Annotated in this window: 14 protein-coding genes; all 14 read left to right on the top strand. The window is 72.4% G+C overall.

All coding sequences use genetic code 11. The features are described from left to right. Positions 1-349: 349 nt before the first annotated feature. Entirely contained in the window at positions 350-1,531 is a 1,182-nt protein-coding gene (locus ACWDUZ_RS36030; protein ID WP_451636045.1) for an ROK family protein, read from the top strand. Positions 1,532-1,651: 120 nt separating this feature from the next. Further along, entirely contained in the window at positions 1,652-2,929 is a 1,278-nt protein-coding gene (locus tag ACWDUZ_RS36025) for a Gfo/Idh/MocA family protein (protein WP_451636044.1), read from the top strand. Between the two features lie 651 nt (positions 2,930-3,580). Continuing rightward, entirely contained in the window at positions 3,581-5,092 is a 1,512-nt protein-coding gene (locus tag ACWDUZ_RS36020; RefSeq protein WP_451636043.1) for a sugar ABC transporter ATP-binding protein, read from the top strand. Then, positions 5,089-6,150, top strand: a complete 1,062-nt coding sequence (locus tag ACWDUZ_RS36015; protein WP_451636042.1) for an ABC transporter permease — start codon at positions 5,089-5,091, stop codon at positions 6,148-6,150. The genes ACWDUZ_RS36020 and ACWDUZ_RS36015 overlap by 4 nt, the downstream gene beginning before the upstream one ends. 132 nt (positions 6,151-6,282) lie before the next feature. After that, positions 6,283-7,347, top strand: coding sequence for a substrate-binding domain-containing protein (locus ACWDUZ_RS36010; RefSeq protein WP_451636041.1), 1,065 nt, complete (start codon positions 6,283-6,285; stop codon positions 7,345-7,347). Between the two features lie 45 nt (positions 7,348-7,392). After that, complete coding sequence (locus tag ACWDUZ_RS36005) at positions 7,393-8,193, top strand: ThuA domain-containing protein (RefSeq protein ID WP_451636040.1); 801 nt, start codon at positions 7,393-7,395, stop codon at positions 8,191-8,193. Between the two features lie 98 nt (positions 8,194-8,291). Beyond that, a complete protein-coding gene (locus ACWDUZ_RS36000; protein WP_451636039.1) occupies positions 8,292-9,473 on the top strand; it encodes an inositol-3-phosphate synthase in 1,182 nt (393 codons plus the stop codon). A gap of 224 nt (positions 9,474-9,697) precedes the next feature. Further along, positions 9,698-10,549: an SCO3242 family prenyltransferase gene (locus ACWDUZ_RS35995; protein WP_451636038.1), complete on the top strand. Its 852-nt coding sequence runs from the start codon at positions 9,698-9,700 to the stop codon at positions 10,547-10,549. After that, positions 10,546-11,547 carry a sugar phosphate isomerase/epimerase family protein gene (locus ACWDUZ_RS35990; protein ID WP_451636037.1) on the top strand — a complete coding sequence of 334 codons (1,002 nt, stop codon included), beginning with the start codon at positions 10,546-10,548 and terminating at the stop codon, positions 11,545-11,547. The genes ACWDUZ_RS35995 and ACWDUZ_RS35990 overlap by 4 nt, the downstream gene beginning before the upstream one ends. Continuing rightward, positions 11,544-12,245: an EboA domain-containing protein gene (locus tag ACWDUZ_RS35985; RefSeq protein ID WP_451636036.1), complete on the top strand. Its 702-nt coding sequence runs from the start codon at positions 11,544-11,546 to the stop codon at positions 12,243-12,245. Before ACWDUZ_RS35990 ends, ACWDUZ_RS35985 begins: the two co-directional genes overlap by 4 nt. Continuing rightward, the gene (locus tag ACWDUZ_RS35980) at positions 12,245-13,111 is read left to right on the top strand and encodes a TatD family hydrolase (protein ID WP_451636035.1); all 867 of its coding nucleotides are present in this window, start codon (positions 12,245-12,247) and stop codon (positions 13,109-13,111) included. Before ACWDUZ_RS35985 ends, ACWDUZ_RS35980 begins: the two co-directional genes overlap by 1 nt. A 2-nt stretch (positions 13,112-13,113) precedes the next feature. Further along, on the top strand, positions 13,114-14,280 hold the full coding sequence (eboE, locus tag ACWDUZ_RS35975) for a metabolite traffic protein EboE (RefSeq protein ID WP_451636034.1): 1,167 nt from the start codon (positions 13,114-13,116) through the stop codon (positions 14,278-14,280). Next, entirely contained in the window at positions 14,277-15,656 is a 1,380-nt protein-coding gene (locus ACWDUZ_RS35970; RefSeq protein ID WP_451636033.1) for an alkaline phosphatase family protein, read from the top strand. The genes eboE and ACWDUZ_RS35970 overlap by 4 nt, the downstream gene beginning before the upstream one ends. Positions 15,657-15,690: 34 nt before the next feature. Beyond that, positions 15,691-16,704 (top strand): sugar phosphate isomerase/epimerase family protein, encoded by a 1,014-nt coding sequence (locus ACWDUZ_RS35965; RefSeq protein ID WP_451636032.1) that lies wholly within the window; start codon positions 15,691-15,693, stop codon positions 16,702-16,704. The last annotated feature ends 386 nt before the right edge of the window (positions 16,705-17,090 follow it).

Below are 17,090 nucleotides of genomic sequence, written 5' to 3'. Positions count from 1 at the left end.
CTTTTCCCCGGGGGGGCGGGCCGGCGGGGCCACCGGGGGGGGGACCCGCCGCCCCCCGGGGGCGGTTGGGCGGCCCCCGGCCGGTTCCACTCCATCGGGCCTGCCCGCTGTCCGGGGCCCGTCAGGACCCGTCCGGCGGATCCCTGCCCCGTGGACGGACGCGGGCGCACACCCGAACGACGGGGACTTCAACCCGGCTTTGTCCATTGCGAGATGAAAGTTCATCGGACTGCTGCACAAGTTCTTTTGTGTTCGGCATCACGGTGCTACGGTCCTTTTGAAAGTCGCGCCCCGAAGCGCCGGGTGCGCGTACGGCTTCGGCGACGACGGGAGGGGCGGCGTGAGGCGTATGACGGCTCGACCGGCCAATGTCCACCAGGCCACGCTGCTCCGCCTGTTGCGCGACCTCGGCCCGCAGTCCAGGGTCGCCCTGGGTGACCGGGTCGAGCTGTCGCGGTCGAAGCTCGCGGTCGAGATCGACCGGCTGCTGGAGACGGGCCTCGTCGTCCAGGACGGTCTCGCCGCCTCCCGCGGCGGCCGCCGCTCGCACAACGTCCGGATCGCTCCGTCGCTGCGGTTCCTCGGCGTGGACATAGGTGCCACGTCCGTGGACGCCGCGGTCACCAACGCGGAGCTGGAGGTGCTCGGCCACTTCTCCGAGCCGCTGGACGTGCGGGAGGGGCCGGTCGCCGTGTTCGAACGGGTGCTCGCCCTGGCCACCAAGCTGCGCGAGGCCGGCGTGGCGGAGCACTTCGACGGCGCCGGGATCGGCGTCCCGGGACCCGTACGGTTCCCCGAGGGCGTCCCCGTCGCACCACCGATCATGCCGGGCTGGGACGGCTTCCCCGTCCGCGAGGCACTGAGCCAGGAACTCGGCTGCCCCGTCCTCGTCGACAACGACGTGAACCTGATGGCACTCGGCGAGCAGCAGGCCGGTGTCGCCCGGTCCGTGCGTGACTTCCTGTGGGTCAAGGTGGGGACCGGCATCGGCTGCGGCATCGTCGTCGGCGGCGAGGTCCACCGCGGTGTCACCGGCAGCGCCGGCGACATCGGCCACATCCAGGTGGACCCCGGCGGGCCGCCGTGCGCCTGCGGCAACATCGGTTGCCTGGAGGCGCACTTCGGCGGCAACGCCCTCGTGCGCGACGCCACCGCGCTGGCCGAGGGTGGCCGCTCGGCGGAACTGGCCGGGCGGCTCGAGGCGACCGGACGGCTGACCGCGGAGGACGTCTCGGCGGCCGCCGGAGCCGGCGACGCCGCGGCCCTCGAACTGATCCGCCGCGGCGGCAGCCGCACCGGTCAGGTCATCGCCGGTCTGGTCAGCTTCTTCAACCCCGGCCTCGTGGTCATCGGGGGAGGGCTCACCGGGCTGGGCCACACCCTCCTGGCCAGCATCCGCACCCAGGTCTACCGGCAGTCCCTGCCGTTGGCGACCGGCAACCTGCCGATCGTCCTCGGCGAACTCGGCCAGGTCGCCGGCGTCGTCGGCGCCACCCGGCTGATCAGCGACCACATCTTCTCACCGGCCTGACGAGCCCCGCGCGGCCGGAATCCGTTCCCCGCGGACGGGCGTGACCCACGCGTTCGCTCTCCACGAACGGACGTGCACCCCACGCCCGTTGCGCGCCACACGCATCCTCCAGGAGCGCCTATGGACAGTCAGCACGACTCGCCCACGATCGGGGTGGGCATGGTCGGATACGCCTTCATGGGCCGCGCCCACTCGCATGCGTGGCGCACCGTGGCCTGTGCCTTCGACCTGCCCAGACGCCCGGTCATGGCCGCCCTCGCCGGACGCGAGCGGGCGGCACTGGAAGAGGCGGCCCGGCGTCAGCTCTGGGCCGCCACCGACACCGACTGGCGGGCCCTGATCGCCCGCCCCGACGTCCAGCTGGTGGACATCTGCACCCCGGGATCCAGTCACGCCGAGATCGCGATCGCGGCGCTGGAGGCCGGCAAGCACGTGCTGTGCGAGAAGCCGCTCGCCAACACCGTCGAGGAGGCGGAGGCGATGGCCGCCGCCGCGGCCGAGGCGTCCCGTCACGGCGTGCGTTCCATGGTGGGCTTCAGCTACCGGCGCACACCGGCACTGGCCCTCGCCCGGCGCCTCATCGCCGCCGGCCGCCTCGGCAGCCTGCGGCACGTACGCGCACAGTATCTCCAGGACTGGATCGTGGATCCGGAGTTCCCCCTGGTGTGGCGGCTGCAACGCGAGCACGCAGGCTCCGGCGCGCTGGGCGACCTCGGCGCGCACATCGTCGACCTGGCCCAGTACCTCGTCGGTGAGCCGCTGACGGGAGTCTCGGCGCTCACCGAGACGTTCGTCCGCGAACGTCCGCTGCCCGCCGTGTCCTCAGGGCTCGCGGCCGTCGCCGACGGGACGGCCCCCCGCGGGCCCGTCACGGTGGACGACGCCGCGCTGTTCACCGGTCGCTTCCCCGGCGGCGCCATCGCGTCCTTCGAGGCCACGCGGATGGCAGCCGGACGGAAGAACGCGCTGCGGGTCGAGATCAACGGCGATCGCGGCAGTCTCGCCTTCGACCTGGAACGCCTCAACGAACTGGACTTCCACGACCACACCGAGGCGTCCGAGACGGCGGGCTTCCGGCGGATCCTGGTCACCGAACCCGAACACCCCTATCTCGAGGGATGGTGGCCACCGGGTCACGGGCTCGGCTACGACCACACCTTCGTCCACCAGATGCGCGACCTGCTGACGGCCATCGAGGAGGGCCGGGACCCCGAACCGTCCTTCGCCGACGGGCTCCGGGTGCAGCGGGTACTGGCAGCGGTGGAGCACAGCGCGGCGAACGGCAGTGCCTGGACGCCCGTCGTGCACGAGCCGGCGGTGCAGGCGGGTCCGCCGCAGGCGTCCGGCACGCCCGCGCCGTCCGCCGGCAGCGACGACCCCGTGGCTGTCGCGCCCTGAGGGGCGTCCCGGCCGATGTCCACACTCCTTTCACGAGAAGGAGGTTTGCAAGGAAACTCCGGATAGAAATCCGACCGGTCGAACAACTTGCATTGGCGGGTCGATCGAACCGGACGCGACGCGCGATGCCAACTGCCCGTGAGGGACGGGCACCGGAGAAATCCGGAGCGTTTTCGAGCCTGCGCTCCGGGAATATCCGGCTGCCTCGAAGTCGGGTTCGCACGCCAATGGCGTGAGACGTTCCCTGTGCCGTCAAGTGTGTGACGCACTTTCACGCCGAACCGCGAACCCTCCAGGTCGGCGCGGTGGTGGACAGGACGCCCGGGGTCGGGCCGTACCGGTGGACGGTACGGATCGCCCGGGCATTCCACCGCGCCGCGAAGCCGAATGCCCAAAAGTGTTACACCTGTTGCCGCTTCTGGCCACGAACGATTTCTACGGTTCCGAACCCTTTTCAAACAACGCCCTGAGAACTACCTTCCTCTCAGCTCGCCACGCGAGCCAGGAACGGCCTGTACCGAGAAACCGCCGAGAATCCACGACCGGCCGGGCCCCGCCGGCGCGAACGACCGGTGGCCGGCCCGTCGGCAAGTCGACGAACCGTCACCCGCCCCACACCGGGCCCGCGAAGACCGCATCACAGGGAGACCCATGAGTGCCCCGCTGCTCGAGATGCAAGGCGTCGTCAAGGAGTTCCCCGGCGTCCGGGCCCTCGACGGCGTCGACCTCGACGTGGTCGCCGGAGAAGTGCACTGCCTGCTGGGCCAGAACGGCGCCGGCAAATCGACGCTGATCAAGGTCCTGGCCGGCGCCCACCAGCCCGACGCGGGACACATCACCTGGGAGGGCCAGCCGGTGACCCTCCCCACCCCGACGGCCGCCATGCGCCACGGCATCGCCACCATCTACCAGGAACTGGACCTGGCCGACGGCCTGACCGTCGCGGAGAACATCTACCTGGGGCACGAGCAGGCCCGGCTCGGCTTCACCCAGCGCTCCCGGATGCACGAGGCCGCCCGGCACCTGCTGCGCAGGCTCGGCCACCCGGAGATACCCGCCACGCGCGAGGTGGGCGAGCTGTCCTCGGCCGGCAAGCAACTCGTGTCCATGGCCCGCGCCCTCTCGCACGACACCAGGCTCATCATCATGGACGAGCCCTCCGCCGTCCTCGCCCACGACGAGGTCGACAACCTCTTCCGCATCATCGGCGACCTCACCGCCGCCGGCGTGGCCGTGGTCTACATCTCGCACCGCATGGAGGAGATCCGCCGGATCGGGGACCGCGTCACCGTCCTCAAGGACGGCCGCACGGTCGCCCGGGGACTGCCCGCGCGCACCACCCCCACCTCCGAGCTGGTCTCGCTGATGACCGGCCGCACCGTCGAGTACGTCTTCCCGCCCAGGCCGCAGAGCCCGGACCGCACCGAGCGCCCGGCCCTCCTGGAGGTCGACGGCATCAGCCGCCCGGGGGAGTTCCACGACGTGTCCTTCACCGTGCGGGCCGGCGAGATCGTCGGGCTGGCCGGCCTGGTCGGCTCCGGCCGTTCGGAGATCCTCGAGACGGTCTACGGAGCCCGCCGCCCGGCCTCCGGACGCATCACCATGGACGGGACCGCGCTGCGGCCGGGCAGCATCACCGCCGCCGTCCGGGCCGGCATCGGGCTCGCCCCGGAGGAACGCAAGAGCCAGGCGCTGTTCCTGCACTCCTCCATCGCCCACAACGTGTCCATGTCCTCGCTGGGGCGCTTCGCCCGCGCCGGGTTCCTCGACGCCCGCTCCGAGCTCGCCGCCACGACGGAAGCGGTCCGCAGCCTCGATCTGCGGCCCCCCGACGCGACCCGGCCGGTGCGCACCCTGTCCGGCGGCAACCAGCAGAAGGCCGTCGTCGCCCGATGGCTGCTCAAGGACTGCCGGCTCCTGCTCCTGGACGAGCCCACCCGTGGTGTCGACGTCGGGGCGCGGGCCGAGCTCTACACGCTCGTCCGGCGGCTCGCCGACTCGGGAGTCGGAGTGCTCCTCGTCTCCAGCGAGGTGCCGGAGGTCCTCGGCCTCGCCGACCGCGTCCTCGTCCTGCGCGAGGGGCGGGTGGTCCGGGAGGCCGCCGCCGTGGACCTCGACGAATCGAAAGTGCTCGACCTCGTGATGGAAGGGAGCTCCGCGTGAGCCAGCAGACCAGTCCCCCCGGCGGGAGCGGTCCGCTGCCCGCCACCGGCCAGGGATCACCGTCCGGATCCGCCCGGAAGACCGGCTCGTTCCCGGGCAAGGGCAGCGGACCGTCCTTCCTCGGACACATGGGCAGGGTGCGCAACCTCGGTCTGTTCGTCGTCCTCGTGCTGCTGTGCGTCATCGGCGCACTGACCTCGGGCAACTTCGCGACCAGGCAGAACGCCCTGGTGATCCTCAGCAGCGCGGCCGTCATCGGCGTCATCACGATCGGCCAGACCTTCGTCATCATCGGTGGCGGCATCGACCTGTCCGTCGGCGCGATCGTGGCGCTCGCCTCCGTGTGGTGCACCACCGTGGCCACTCAGTCCTACGGACTGGGCGGCATGATCTTCTGCGCGCTCGCCGTGGGCGCGGTCGTCGGCCTGGTCAACGGCCTGATCATCTCCTACGGCAACATCGTGGCGTTCATCACCACCATCGCCATGATGGCGAGCGCCCGCGGACTGGCCGAGCGGATCTCCGACCGGCAGTCCCAGGTGGTGACGGTCGAGTCGTTCAACTCCATCGCCTCCACCAAGTGGCTCGGCATACCTCTGCTGGTCTACATCCTGGCGGTGGCCGTGGTCCTCGGCTGGGTGCTGCTCAACCGCACCACGTTCGGCCGCCGGACGTTCGCCATCGGCGGCAACCAGGAGGCCGCGCGCCTCGCCGGCCTCGACGTGCGCCGCCACACCCTGGTGCTGTACGTCCTGTCCGGCCTGTGCTGCGGCATCGCCGCGGTCATGCTGACCGCGCGGACCACCTCCGGCGCCAGCAACCTCGGCAACCTCTACGAACTGGACTCGATCGCCGCGGTGATCATCGGCGGGACGCTGCTGACCGGCGGCCGGGGCTCGCTCGTCGGCTCGATCCTGGGCGTCCTGGTGTTCACCACGATCACCAACATCTTCGTACTGAACAACCTCACCACCGACATCCAGCAGATCGCCAAGGGTCTGATCATCGTCGCCGCCGTGCTGATCCAGCGGCGCGGACGCCGAACCGCGGCCCCGTAGCAGCGGCGCGGTCGGCGGCCCAGTCCCCGCTGCCGCCGCACCGCGCCGCCCCGGCCGGCCGCGCGGCCCGCCCGCATCGACCGCGGCAGGCACACCCCAGACAGGACACCCGTGACGGGAAGGACCAGCGAGATGGACAAGCGCGGACTCGGCGGAATCGACCGCAGAAGGCTGCTCTTCAGCGGCGCGGCACTCGGCGGCGGAGCCCTGATCGCCGGCTGCACCAGCAACAAGAGCGACGCCTCCACCGACGACGTCAAGGGGGCGAGCAAGGCCGGCACCGACAACGACAAGCCGGGCAAGCAGGTGACGATCGGCTTCTCCGCCCCGGCCGCCGACCACGGCTGGATGGCGGCCATCACCAAGAACGCCATGGCGCAGGCCAAGCAGTACTCCGATGTGCACTTCGAGGCCGTCGAGGGCACCAACGACGTCAACGCGCAGATCAGCCAGGTCCAGACGCTGATCGGCAAGAAGGTGGACGTCCTGGTCATCCTGCCGTTCGACGGCAAGGCCCTGACCTCCGTCGCCCAGCAGGCGATGGACGCCGGCATCCCCGTCATCAACGTCGACCGCGTCTTCGACACACCCCTCGCGTACCGGACGTGGATCGGCGGCGACAACTTCGGCATGGGGCTCAACGCCGGCCTCTACATCGGCAGGACCCTCAAGGACAAGGGCGTGTCGTCGCCCGTGATCGGTGAGATCGCCGGGATCGACAATCTCGAGCTCACCAAGCAGCGCAGCGCCGGCTTCAAGAAGGGCCTGGCCAAGTACGGCTTCCGGGTGGGGATCCGGCAGGCCGCCGAGTTCACCGCGGACTCCGGCCAGCAGGTGATGAGCAACGTACTGCAGGCGCGCTCGCACCTGGACGCGGTGTGGAACCACGACGACGACCAGGGACTCGGTGTCGAGGCGGCCATCAAGCAGGCGGGCCGCGACGAGTTCTTCATGGTCGGCGGCGCCGGCTCCAAGCACGCCATGCAGGAGATCAAGGCGGACAACTCCGTGCTCAAGGCCACGGTCGTCTACCCGTCGAACATGTCCGCCTCCGCGATCAAGCTGGCCCGGCTCGTCGCCCAGCAGAAGGGCATGAGCGACCTCGTCGGGCAGGACCTGCCGTCCTCGGTGACCCTGTTCTCCGCCACCGTGACGAAGGAGAACGTGGACCAGTACCTGCCCAACGCCTTCAGCTGACCCAGCACCTCCCAGCCCCGCACAACAGGTCCCGAAAGGTTGATGATGTCCCGTAGAGGTATCCTCGCGCTGCTGTCCGCGGCCGCTGTGGCCCTGCCGCTGGCGGCAGTCGGCGCCACCAGCGCGCACGCGGCGGAACCGGCGTTCAAGGTGCTGGTGTTCTCCAAGACGACCGCCTACCGGCACGACTCCATCCCCGACGGCGTCGCCGCGATCCAGAAGCTCGGCCAGGAGCACGGCTTCGCGGTCGACACCACCGAGGACGCCACCCAGTTCAACGACGACAACCTGGCGAAGTACCAGACGGTCGTCTTCGTCTCCACCACCGGTGACCCGCTGGACCAGCAGTCCGAGAAGGACGCCTTCCAGCGCTACATCGAGCACGGCGGCGGTTACGTCGGCATCCACGCCGCCGCCGACTCCGGCTACAGCTGGGCCTGGTACGGCGGCCTGGTCGGCGCGTACTTCTGGGACCACCCGTCCATCCAGCAGGCGACCGTGAACGTCGTCGGCCAGGGCACCCCCGCCACCAGGGGCCTGCCCAACCGCTGGACGCGCACCGACGAGTGGTACAACTACCGCTCCGACCCGCGGGCCGACGTACGTGTCCTGGCGACGCTGGACGAGCGGACGTACAACCCGGTCGGCTACTCCGGCGGGTCGATGGGCGAGGACCACCCCATCGCGTGGTGCCACCCGTACGACGGCGGACGGTCCTTCTACACCGGCATGGGCCACACCAAGGAGAGCTACACCGATCCGCTGTTCCTGTCGCACATCCTCGGCGGCATCAAGATGACGGCCGGCGCGGCGAAGTTCAACTGCGATCCGAAGGGCAGCGACTGACCGGCACGGCCACCGGCCGGGGACCGGGGACAGCCACATCGACAGCGAGCAACGAGGGCACCGGGCGCGGTCGCGCCCGGGCCGACGGAGGTGACGAGATGCCAGATCAGCGGAGTCGCACGGGTGTCTGGTTGGCGGGGGCGCGCGGATCGGTGGCCACCACGGTCGTCGCCGGCGCGGCCGCCCTGCGGGCGGGGCTGGCCGGTCCGGCCGGATGCGTCACCGAGCAGCCGGGATTCCCCGACGCCGGCCTGCCCGCGATGTCCGACCTGGTGTTCGGCGGCCACGACATCGCCTGTACCCCCCTGCCCAAACGGGCCGAACAACTCGTCGAGGCCGGGGTGCTGCCCCACGGGCTGCCCACGGCCGTGCACGACGACCTGGCCGCGGCCGACGCCGGGATACGACCGGCCCCACTCCCCGGCCCGGCCATGAGCCAGTCGGACGCCGTCGAGGCGATCCGCGCCGACATCACCGCCTTCCGGGAGCGGCACGGCCTCGCACGCGTGGTCGTCGTCAACGTCTCCTCGACCGAACCGGTCCTGACGGCGCACCCGGCACACGGCTCGGCACAGGCCCTGCGCGCCGCGCTGGACGCCGGTGAGGACGTGCTGCCGCCCAGTTCCCTGTACGCCCTGGCGGCGCTCACGGCCGACTGCGCGCACGTCGACTTCACGCCGTCCACCGGCATGCGGATCCCGGCGCTGCGGGAGATGGCCGAAGAAGCCGGCCTGCCGTACGCCGGGAGCGACGGCAAGACCGGGGAGACCCTGCTCAAGGCGACCCTCGGGCCGATGTTCGCCGCCCGAGGCCTGCACGTGCGGGCCTGGTCGGGCACCAACCTGCTCGGCGGAGGCGACGGCGAGACCCTCGCCGACCCGGCCGCGATGGCCAGCAAGACCGCCTCCAAACAGCGGGTGCTCACCGAGACTCTCGGACACCCGGTCGAGGGCGAGGTCCACATCGACTACGTCCCGTCCCTGGGCGACTGGAAGACCGCCTGGGATCACGTGACCTTCGAGGGGTTCCTCGGCGTACGCATGAACCTCCAGTTCACCTGGGCCGGTTGTGACTCGGCGCTGGCCGCGCCCCTGGTGCTCGACCTCGCCCGGCTGACGGCCCGCGCCCACGAGCGGGGCATCTCCGGCGCCCTCGGCGAACTGGCCTTCTTCTTCAAGGACCCCGTCTTCGAGGAGGCCGCCGGAGGCGTCGACCACGGCGTGATGAGCCAGTACGAGACGCTGCGGGCGTTCGCCGCCCGGCTCGGGGCCGGGCAGTGACCCGCCCGCCCACGCTCCGGCCCGACCCCGGCCCCGCCCGGAGGGGAGCCGGGGACACCGGGTCGGGCGTCGACCGGGCCGGGGACCGGCACCCGGGGCCCACGGCCACCGGGCCCGCGGGATCCGTCGGACGCGCCGGGCCCACGGACGCGTCCGGGTCCGCCGGGGCCGATTTCGCCGGAACACCGTCGCCACGACCGCGCCTGCGGGACCTGGCCGAACTGGTGCGCGCACCGGCCGCGTTCACCGTTCCCGGGGACGTCCTGGCGGGAGCGGCCGCCGCCGGCCGCCGCCCCGACCTGTCCACCGCCGTCCTGGCCGCCTCCTCGGTCTGCCTGTACTGGGCCGGGATGGCGCTCAACGACTGGGCGGACCGTGACCTGGACGCGGTCGAACGCCCCGAGCGGCCGATCCCCTCCGGCCGCGTGGCGGCACCCGTCGCCCTGGGCACCGCCGTGACCCTGACCGCGGCCTCCCTCGGCCTGGCCACGGCCGCCGACGGCCGTCGCGCGCTCGGCGTCGCCGTGCCCCTCGCGGCGACCGTCTGGGCGTACGACCTGTGGGCCAAGCCCCGCCCGGCGGGCCCTGCGGTGATGGCCGCCGCCCGTGGGCTCGACGTCCTGCTCGGCGCCCGCGCCGGCCGGACCCGGTCCGCCCTCCCGGCGGCCGCGACCGTCGCCGGGCACACCCTCGCCGTCACCGCGCTCAGCCGCGCCGAGGTCACCGGCGCCCAACCGTGGCTGCCCCGGACGACACTCGCCGCCACCACGGCCGTCGCGGCGGCGACCGCGCTCGGCGCCGGGCGCGCCGGCCGCCGGGGCACCGGCCGCCGGCACCGACTGGGTGTCGTCGGCGGCCTCCTCGCGTACGGCGCGACGGCCGGCCGCGCCCAGGCACACGCCGTCGCCGACCCTTCACCGGGCACGGTCCGCACGGCCGTGGGCGCGGGAATCCTCGGCCTGATCCCGCTCCAGGCCGCGCTCACCGCGGGCGCGGGCGCCCTGCGCTCCGCCCTTCCGCTCGCCGCGGCCTTCCCCCTGGCCCGAGCCCTGGCCAGGCGGGTGTCCCCGACATGAGCGCACCACACCACCGCGACACCACGACCACGGAGCCCCTCACGACCACACAGCCCCTTACGACCGCGCAGCCCGTCCCCTCCAGCCGGCCCGTCACGTCGACCGGACGCGTCCCGTCCGCCGAGCCCGCCCTGCGCTACGGGTTCGGCACCAACGGCTTCTCCAACCACCGGCTTCCCGACGCGCTCACCGTCATCGCCGACCTCGGCTACGACGGCGTGGCGCTCACCCTCGACCACCACCACCTCGACCCCTTCGCACCCGGCCTGGCCGCGCGGACCGCGGCCCTCGCCCGGGTACTGGACCGTCTCGGGCTGACCGTCGTCATCGAGACCGGAGCCCGCTACCTGCTCGACCCCTGGCACAAGCACGAGCCCACGCTGCTGGCGACCGAAGGACGGGAACGCCGCATCGAGTTCCTGCGCCGGGCGGTGACCGTCGGCGCCGACCTCGGCGCGCAGGCCGTCTCCTTCTGGTCGGGCGTCAGACCCGCCCGGCTCGACCCGCGCACGGCCTGGGACCGGCTGGTCGCGGGATGCGCGGACGTCGTCGACGCGGCACAGAAGGCGGGCGTCCCGCTGGGCTTCGAACCCGAACCGGGCATGCTCGTGGAAAGCATCGACGAGTACACCAGGCTGGCCTCCGCGCTCGGCGACCCGGAGCCGTTCGGCCTGACCCTCGACATCGGCCACTGCCGCTGCCTGGAGCCGTACCCGGTGCCCGAGTGCGTGCGCCGGGCAGCCGACCGGCTGGTGAACGTGCAGATCGACGACATGCGCCGGGGCACCCACGAGCACCTGGAGTTCGGCAGCGGCGAGATCGACTTCCCGCCCGTGCTCAGCGCCCTCGACGAGGTCGGCTTCCGCGGGCTGGTCGCCGTGGAACTTCCCCGGCACAGCCACGACGCCCCGGGCGTGGCCCGCCGCTCCCTGGACTTCCTGCGCTCGTGCGACCCCGCGGTCCGCCGCACGGCCCGTCGTGAGGAGGAGATGGCATGACCCCCGATCACCTCAGAACCGCCCTGCACGACCGGATGACCGAGCAGGGCACCAAGTGGCTCACCGGCGCGTGCAGCTCGGTCGCCGCCGAACCGGACGTCGCCCGCGGTCTGTTCCCGCTGGCCGGACGCCGGTGCGGACGCGGCCCTCTCGACCCGGCGGAACCGTACGGCTGGACGGTGGACGACGCGGCCCGCGCCCTGCTGCTGACCGCCCTGCCCCTGACCGGCGCCCCGCTGCTGGAGGAGATCGGCGAGCTCTACCGCACCGGCGACGCGGCCGAGCGGCGCGCCGTACTGCGCGCCCTGCCCCTGCTGCCCGTCGGCGACGGCGCTCTGCCGCTCGTGCGCGACGCCCTGCGCACCAACGACACCCGGCTCGTCGCGGCGGCCCTCGGCGACTACGCGACCGACCACCTCGACGCGGAAACCTACCGCCAGGGCGTGCTCAAGTGCGTCTTCACCGGTATCCCGCTGGCCGCGCTGCCGGGCCTGCCCGGCCGGGCGGACGCGGAGATGGCGCGCATGATGGCCGCGTTCGCCCACGAGCGCCGGGCCGCGGGACGTACCGTGCCCGACGACATCGCCCCGGTCCTCGCGCTCTTCCCGGACGTGACCGCGCCCGGCCACCGCGACCTCCAGGACGTCTCCGCCGCGACCTCCTCGACCACCGACCGTCCCAGCCCCCGGGAGGCGTGATGCGCATCTTCGACCCGCACATCCACATGACCTCGCGCACCACCGACGACTACGAGGCGATGCACGCGGCCGGCGTCCGCGCCCTGGTGGAGCCCGCGTTCTGGCTCGGCCAGCCGCGCACCTCCGTGGGCAGCTTCCTGGACTACTTCGACTCCCTCATCGGCTGGGAACCCTTCCGGGCCGCCCAGTTCGGCATCCGCCACCACTGCACCATCGCCCTGAACCCCAAGGAGGCCAACGACCTGCGCTGCGCGGAGGTGCTCCAGCTCCTGCCGCGCTACCTGCCCAAGGACGGCGTGGTCGCCGTCGGCGAGATCGGCTACGACTCGATGACGCCCGAGGAGGACGAGGCGTTCGCCGCCCAGCTCCAGCTCGCCGTCACCCACGACCTGCCGGCACTGGTCCACACCCCGCACCGCGACAAGGCGGCCGGCGTGGAGCGCACCCTGGCCGTGGTGAAGGAGTCGGGCATCGCCCCCGAGCGCGTCGTCGTCGACCACCTCAACGAGGTGACGGTACGGCAGGTCGCCGGCTCCGGATGCTGGATGGGGTTCTCCATCTACCCCGACACCAAGATGGACGAACGCCGCATGGTCGCCGTGCTGCGCGAGTTCGGCACCGAGCGGATCCTCGTCAACTCGGCCGCGGACTGGGGCAGAAGCGACCCCCTGAAGACCCGGAAGACCGCGGACGCCATGCTCGCCGCCGGCTTCACCGCCGACGAGGTGGACACCGTCCTGTGGCGCAACCCCGTCGCGTTCTACGGCCAGAGCGGCAAGCTCGAACTCGACGGCTCCGAAACGCCCGGCGCCGATGCCACCTACGAGGGCAACTCGGTGCTGCGCGGCGCCCGGGCGGAGGTGTAGCGGTGCGCCTGCTCCACCCCGACGGCACCCTGGTCCACCTCGCGTACTGCACCAACGTCCACCCCGCCGAGAACCTGGAAGGGGTGCTGGCCCAACTGGAGCGGCACGCCGAACCGGTACGCGAGCGGCTGGGCGCGCCCGTCCTCGGACTGGGCCTGTGGCTGGCCCGCGACGCCGCGGCGGCCCTCGCCGCGGACGACGCGGCGGTCGGCGCGCTCCGCCGGGAGCTGACCGCCCGCGGCCTGGAGGTCGTCACCCTCAACGGCTTCCCCTACCGCGGCTTCCACGACCCCGTCGTCAAGCGCGCCGTCTACCGGCCGGACTGGACCGAACCCGACCGGTTGCACTACACCCTCGACCTCGCCCGGGTGCTCGCGGCGCTGCTCCCCGACGACGCCGCGCACGGCAGCGTCTCCACGGTGCCCCTGGGCTGGCGGACCCCGTGGCCGGCCGGCCGGGCGGACGAGGCCGCCCGCGCGCTCGACACGCTGGCCGACGGCCTCGCCGACCTCGCCGCCGACACCGGCCGCACGATCAAAGTCGGCCTGGAACCCGAGCCGGGCTGCGTCGTCGAGACCACCGCCGAGGCCGCCCGGCACCTCGCCCGCGTGGACACCGACCGCATCGGCGTCTGCCTGGACGCCTGCCATCTGGCGGTCGGCTTCGAGGAGCCGGCCGCCGCACTCGCCCGCCTGGAGGAGGCCGGACTGACGGTGGTCAAGACCCAGGCGTCCTGCGCCCTCCAGGCAGCCGACCCGTCCGACCCGGCCACCCGGGCGGCACTGACCCGGTTCGCCGAGCCCCGCTTCCTGCACCAGGTCCGCGAGCAGGGCGCCCCGCCCCGGGCCGTGGACGATCTGGACGACGCCCTCGCCGGCGGGCTCCCCGGACGCGACCCGTGGCGCGTCCACTTCCACGTGCCGCTGCACGCCGACCCCGAGCCCCCACTGACCACCACCCGCCCCGAACTCGAGGCGACCCTCGCCGCCCTGCTCGGCGGGGACACCGCCCGCACCGCACACGTCGAGGCCGAGACCTACACCTGGGGAGTGCTCCCCGAGGCCGTCCGGCCGCAGGGCCCCGACGCCCTCGCCGACGGCATCGCGGCCGAACTCGCCTTCACCCGCGACCACCTGATCGCTCTCGGCCTGAAGGAGGTCGCCCCGTGAGCCCCACACCCCTGCTCGTCCTCGACGTCGTCGGCCTCACCCCCCGGCTGCTCGCCCACATGCCCCGGCTGCGCGCCCTCGGCGAGGCGGGCTTCACCTCCCGGCTGGACACCGCCTTCCCCGCCGTCACCTGCACCGTGCAGTCCACCCTGCTCACCGGGCAGCCCGCCACCGGCCACGGCATCGTCGGCAACGGCTGGTACTTCCGGGAACTCGGCGAAGTGCTGCTGTGGCGGCAGCACAACGCCCTCGTCGGCGGCGAGAAGCTCTGGGAGGCGGCGCGGCGCGCCCACCCCGGCTACCGCGTCGCCAACGTCTGCTGGTGGTACGCCATGGGCGCCGACGTCGACCTCACCGTCACACCACGGCCGATCTACTACTCCGACGGCCGCAAGGAACCCGACTGCTACACCTACCCGCCGCAGCTGCACGACGAACTCAGCGCCAAACTGGGCACCTTCCCGCTGTTCACCTACTGGGGTCCGACCGCCTCCCTGACCTCCTCGCGCTGGATCGCCGACGCCGCCCGGCACATCCTCACCACCCAGGCCCCCGACCTCACCCTCGTCTACGTGCCCCACCTCGACTACGACCTCCAGCGCTACGGCCCCGACGACCCCCGCGCCGCCGCCGCGGCGGCCGACGTCGACCGCGTCCTCGCCCCGCTGCTCGACGCCGCCGCCGCACGCTCGGTCACCGTCGTCGCCCTGTCCGAGTACGGCATCACCAACGTCTCCCGGGCGGTGGACGTCAACCGCGTCCTGCGCCGGGCCGGGCTGCTGCACGTCCACACCCAGGACGGCATGGAATACCTCGACCCGTGGACATCGGCCGCCTTCGCCGTCGCCGACCACCAGGTCGCCCACGTCTACGTCGCCGACCCGGCCGACACCGAACGCGTCCGCGAGCTGCTGGCCGGCACCGAAGGCGTGGCCGAGGTGCTCACCGAGGCCGGTAAGAAGGCGTACGGCATCGACCACCCGCGCGCCGGCGACCTCGTCGCCGTCGCCGAGCCGGACTCCTGGTTCACCTACTACTACTGGCTCGACGACGACCGCGCCCCGGACTTCGCCCGCCTGGTGGAGATCCACCGCAAACCGGGCTACGACCCGGCCGAACTGTTCATGGACCCCAAGGACCCCAAGGTCAAACTGCGCGCCGCAGCGGCCCTCGCCCGCAAGAAGCTCGGCATGCGCTACCGCATGAGCGTCGTCCCCCTCGACCCGTCGCCCGTGCGGGGCAGCCACGGCCGGCTGCCCGACCACCCCGACGACGGTCCCGTACTGCTGTGCTCCCGGCCCGACGAGGCACGCGACCACTTCGACGCCACCGAGGTGAAGGACCTGCTGCTGCGCCTGGCGGGCCTGGCGAACTGAAACCGAACGACGAACCACCACCGGAGGAACCCAGATGCCACGCCCGATCACCCTGTTCACCGGCCAGTGGGCCGACATGCCGTTCGAGGAGGTCTGCCGGCTGGCGGCGAAGTGGGGCTACGACGGGTTGGAGATCGCCTGCTGGGGCGACCACTTCGAGGTCGACAAGGCCCTGGCCGACGACGACTACATCCCGCGCCGCCGCGCCCTGCTGGAGAAGTACAACCTGCGCTGCTGGACGCTGTCCTGTCACCTGACGGGCCAGGCCGTCTGCGACCATCCGATCGACGAGCGCCACAAGGGCATCCTCCCCGCCCGCATCTGGGGCGACGGTGAACCGGAGGGCGTCCGGCAGCGCGCCGCCCAGGAGATCAAGGACACCGCGCGGGCCGCCGCCGCTTTCGGGGTCAAGACGGTCGTCGGCTTCACGGGCTCCTCGATCTGGCACACCGTGGCGATGTTCCCGCCCGTGCCCCCGGAGATGATCGAACGCGGTTACGCGGACTTCGCCGACCGCTGGAACCCGATCCTGGACGTCTTCGACGAGGTCGGCGTGCGCTTCGCCCACGAGGTCCACCCGTCCGAGATCGCCTACGACTACTGGTCGACGGTGCGCACCCTGGAGGCCATCGGCCACCGGGAGGCGTTCGGCCTCAACTTCGACCCGTCCCACTTCGTCTGGCAGGACCTGGACCCGGTCGGCTTCCTGTGGGACTTCAAGGACCGCATCTACCACGTGGACTGCAAGGAATCGGTCAAGCGGTTCAACGGGCGCAACGGCCGCCTCGGTTCCCACCTGCCGTGGGGGGACCCGCGCCGCGGCTGGGACTTCGTCTCCACCGGCCACGGGGACGTCCCCTGGGAGGCGTGCTTCCGCATGCTCAACTCCATCGGCTACGACGGCCCGATCTCGGTGGAGTGGGAGGACGCCGGCATGGACCGCCTGGTCGGCGCCCCGGACGCCCTGAAGTTCATCCGGGGGCTGGTGGCCATCGAGCCGTCGGCCCAGTCCTTCGACTCGGCGTTCTCCTCCGGGACCGACGAGTAAGGACCGGCCGATGCAGCCGGCCGGTTGAGGGACGTCGGCTCGCCGACGAGGGGGCGGCCGACGACGGCCGGCGACGGCAGGGACCCCTGCGCTCGCGGGGGTCCCTGCCGGGCCTCGTCAGGACTCTGCCGGTCGCGGTGACCGCCGCGTTCTCAGGACACCGTGGCGGCGTAGGAACGCAGCAGATCGAAATTCTCGGCGTACGCGTCGTGCGGCGCGGTGCCCGCCGGCCGCAGCAGCGTCTCGTCGTTGTGAGCCGCTGATCCCCCTGGCGAGGTCGCCGTGTGCCCCCGCGAGGACCCCGCTCCTCCGGGCGATGTTGCCGCTTGGGGACAGTTCCGTTGACGTGAACACTGTGGCAACCGATTCTTGTGCACCGTGTGTTG

Source organism: Streptomyces sp. NPDC003393 (genome assembly GCF_053589015.1).
This window is presented reverse-complemented; position numbering and strand designations above follow the sequence as displayed.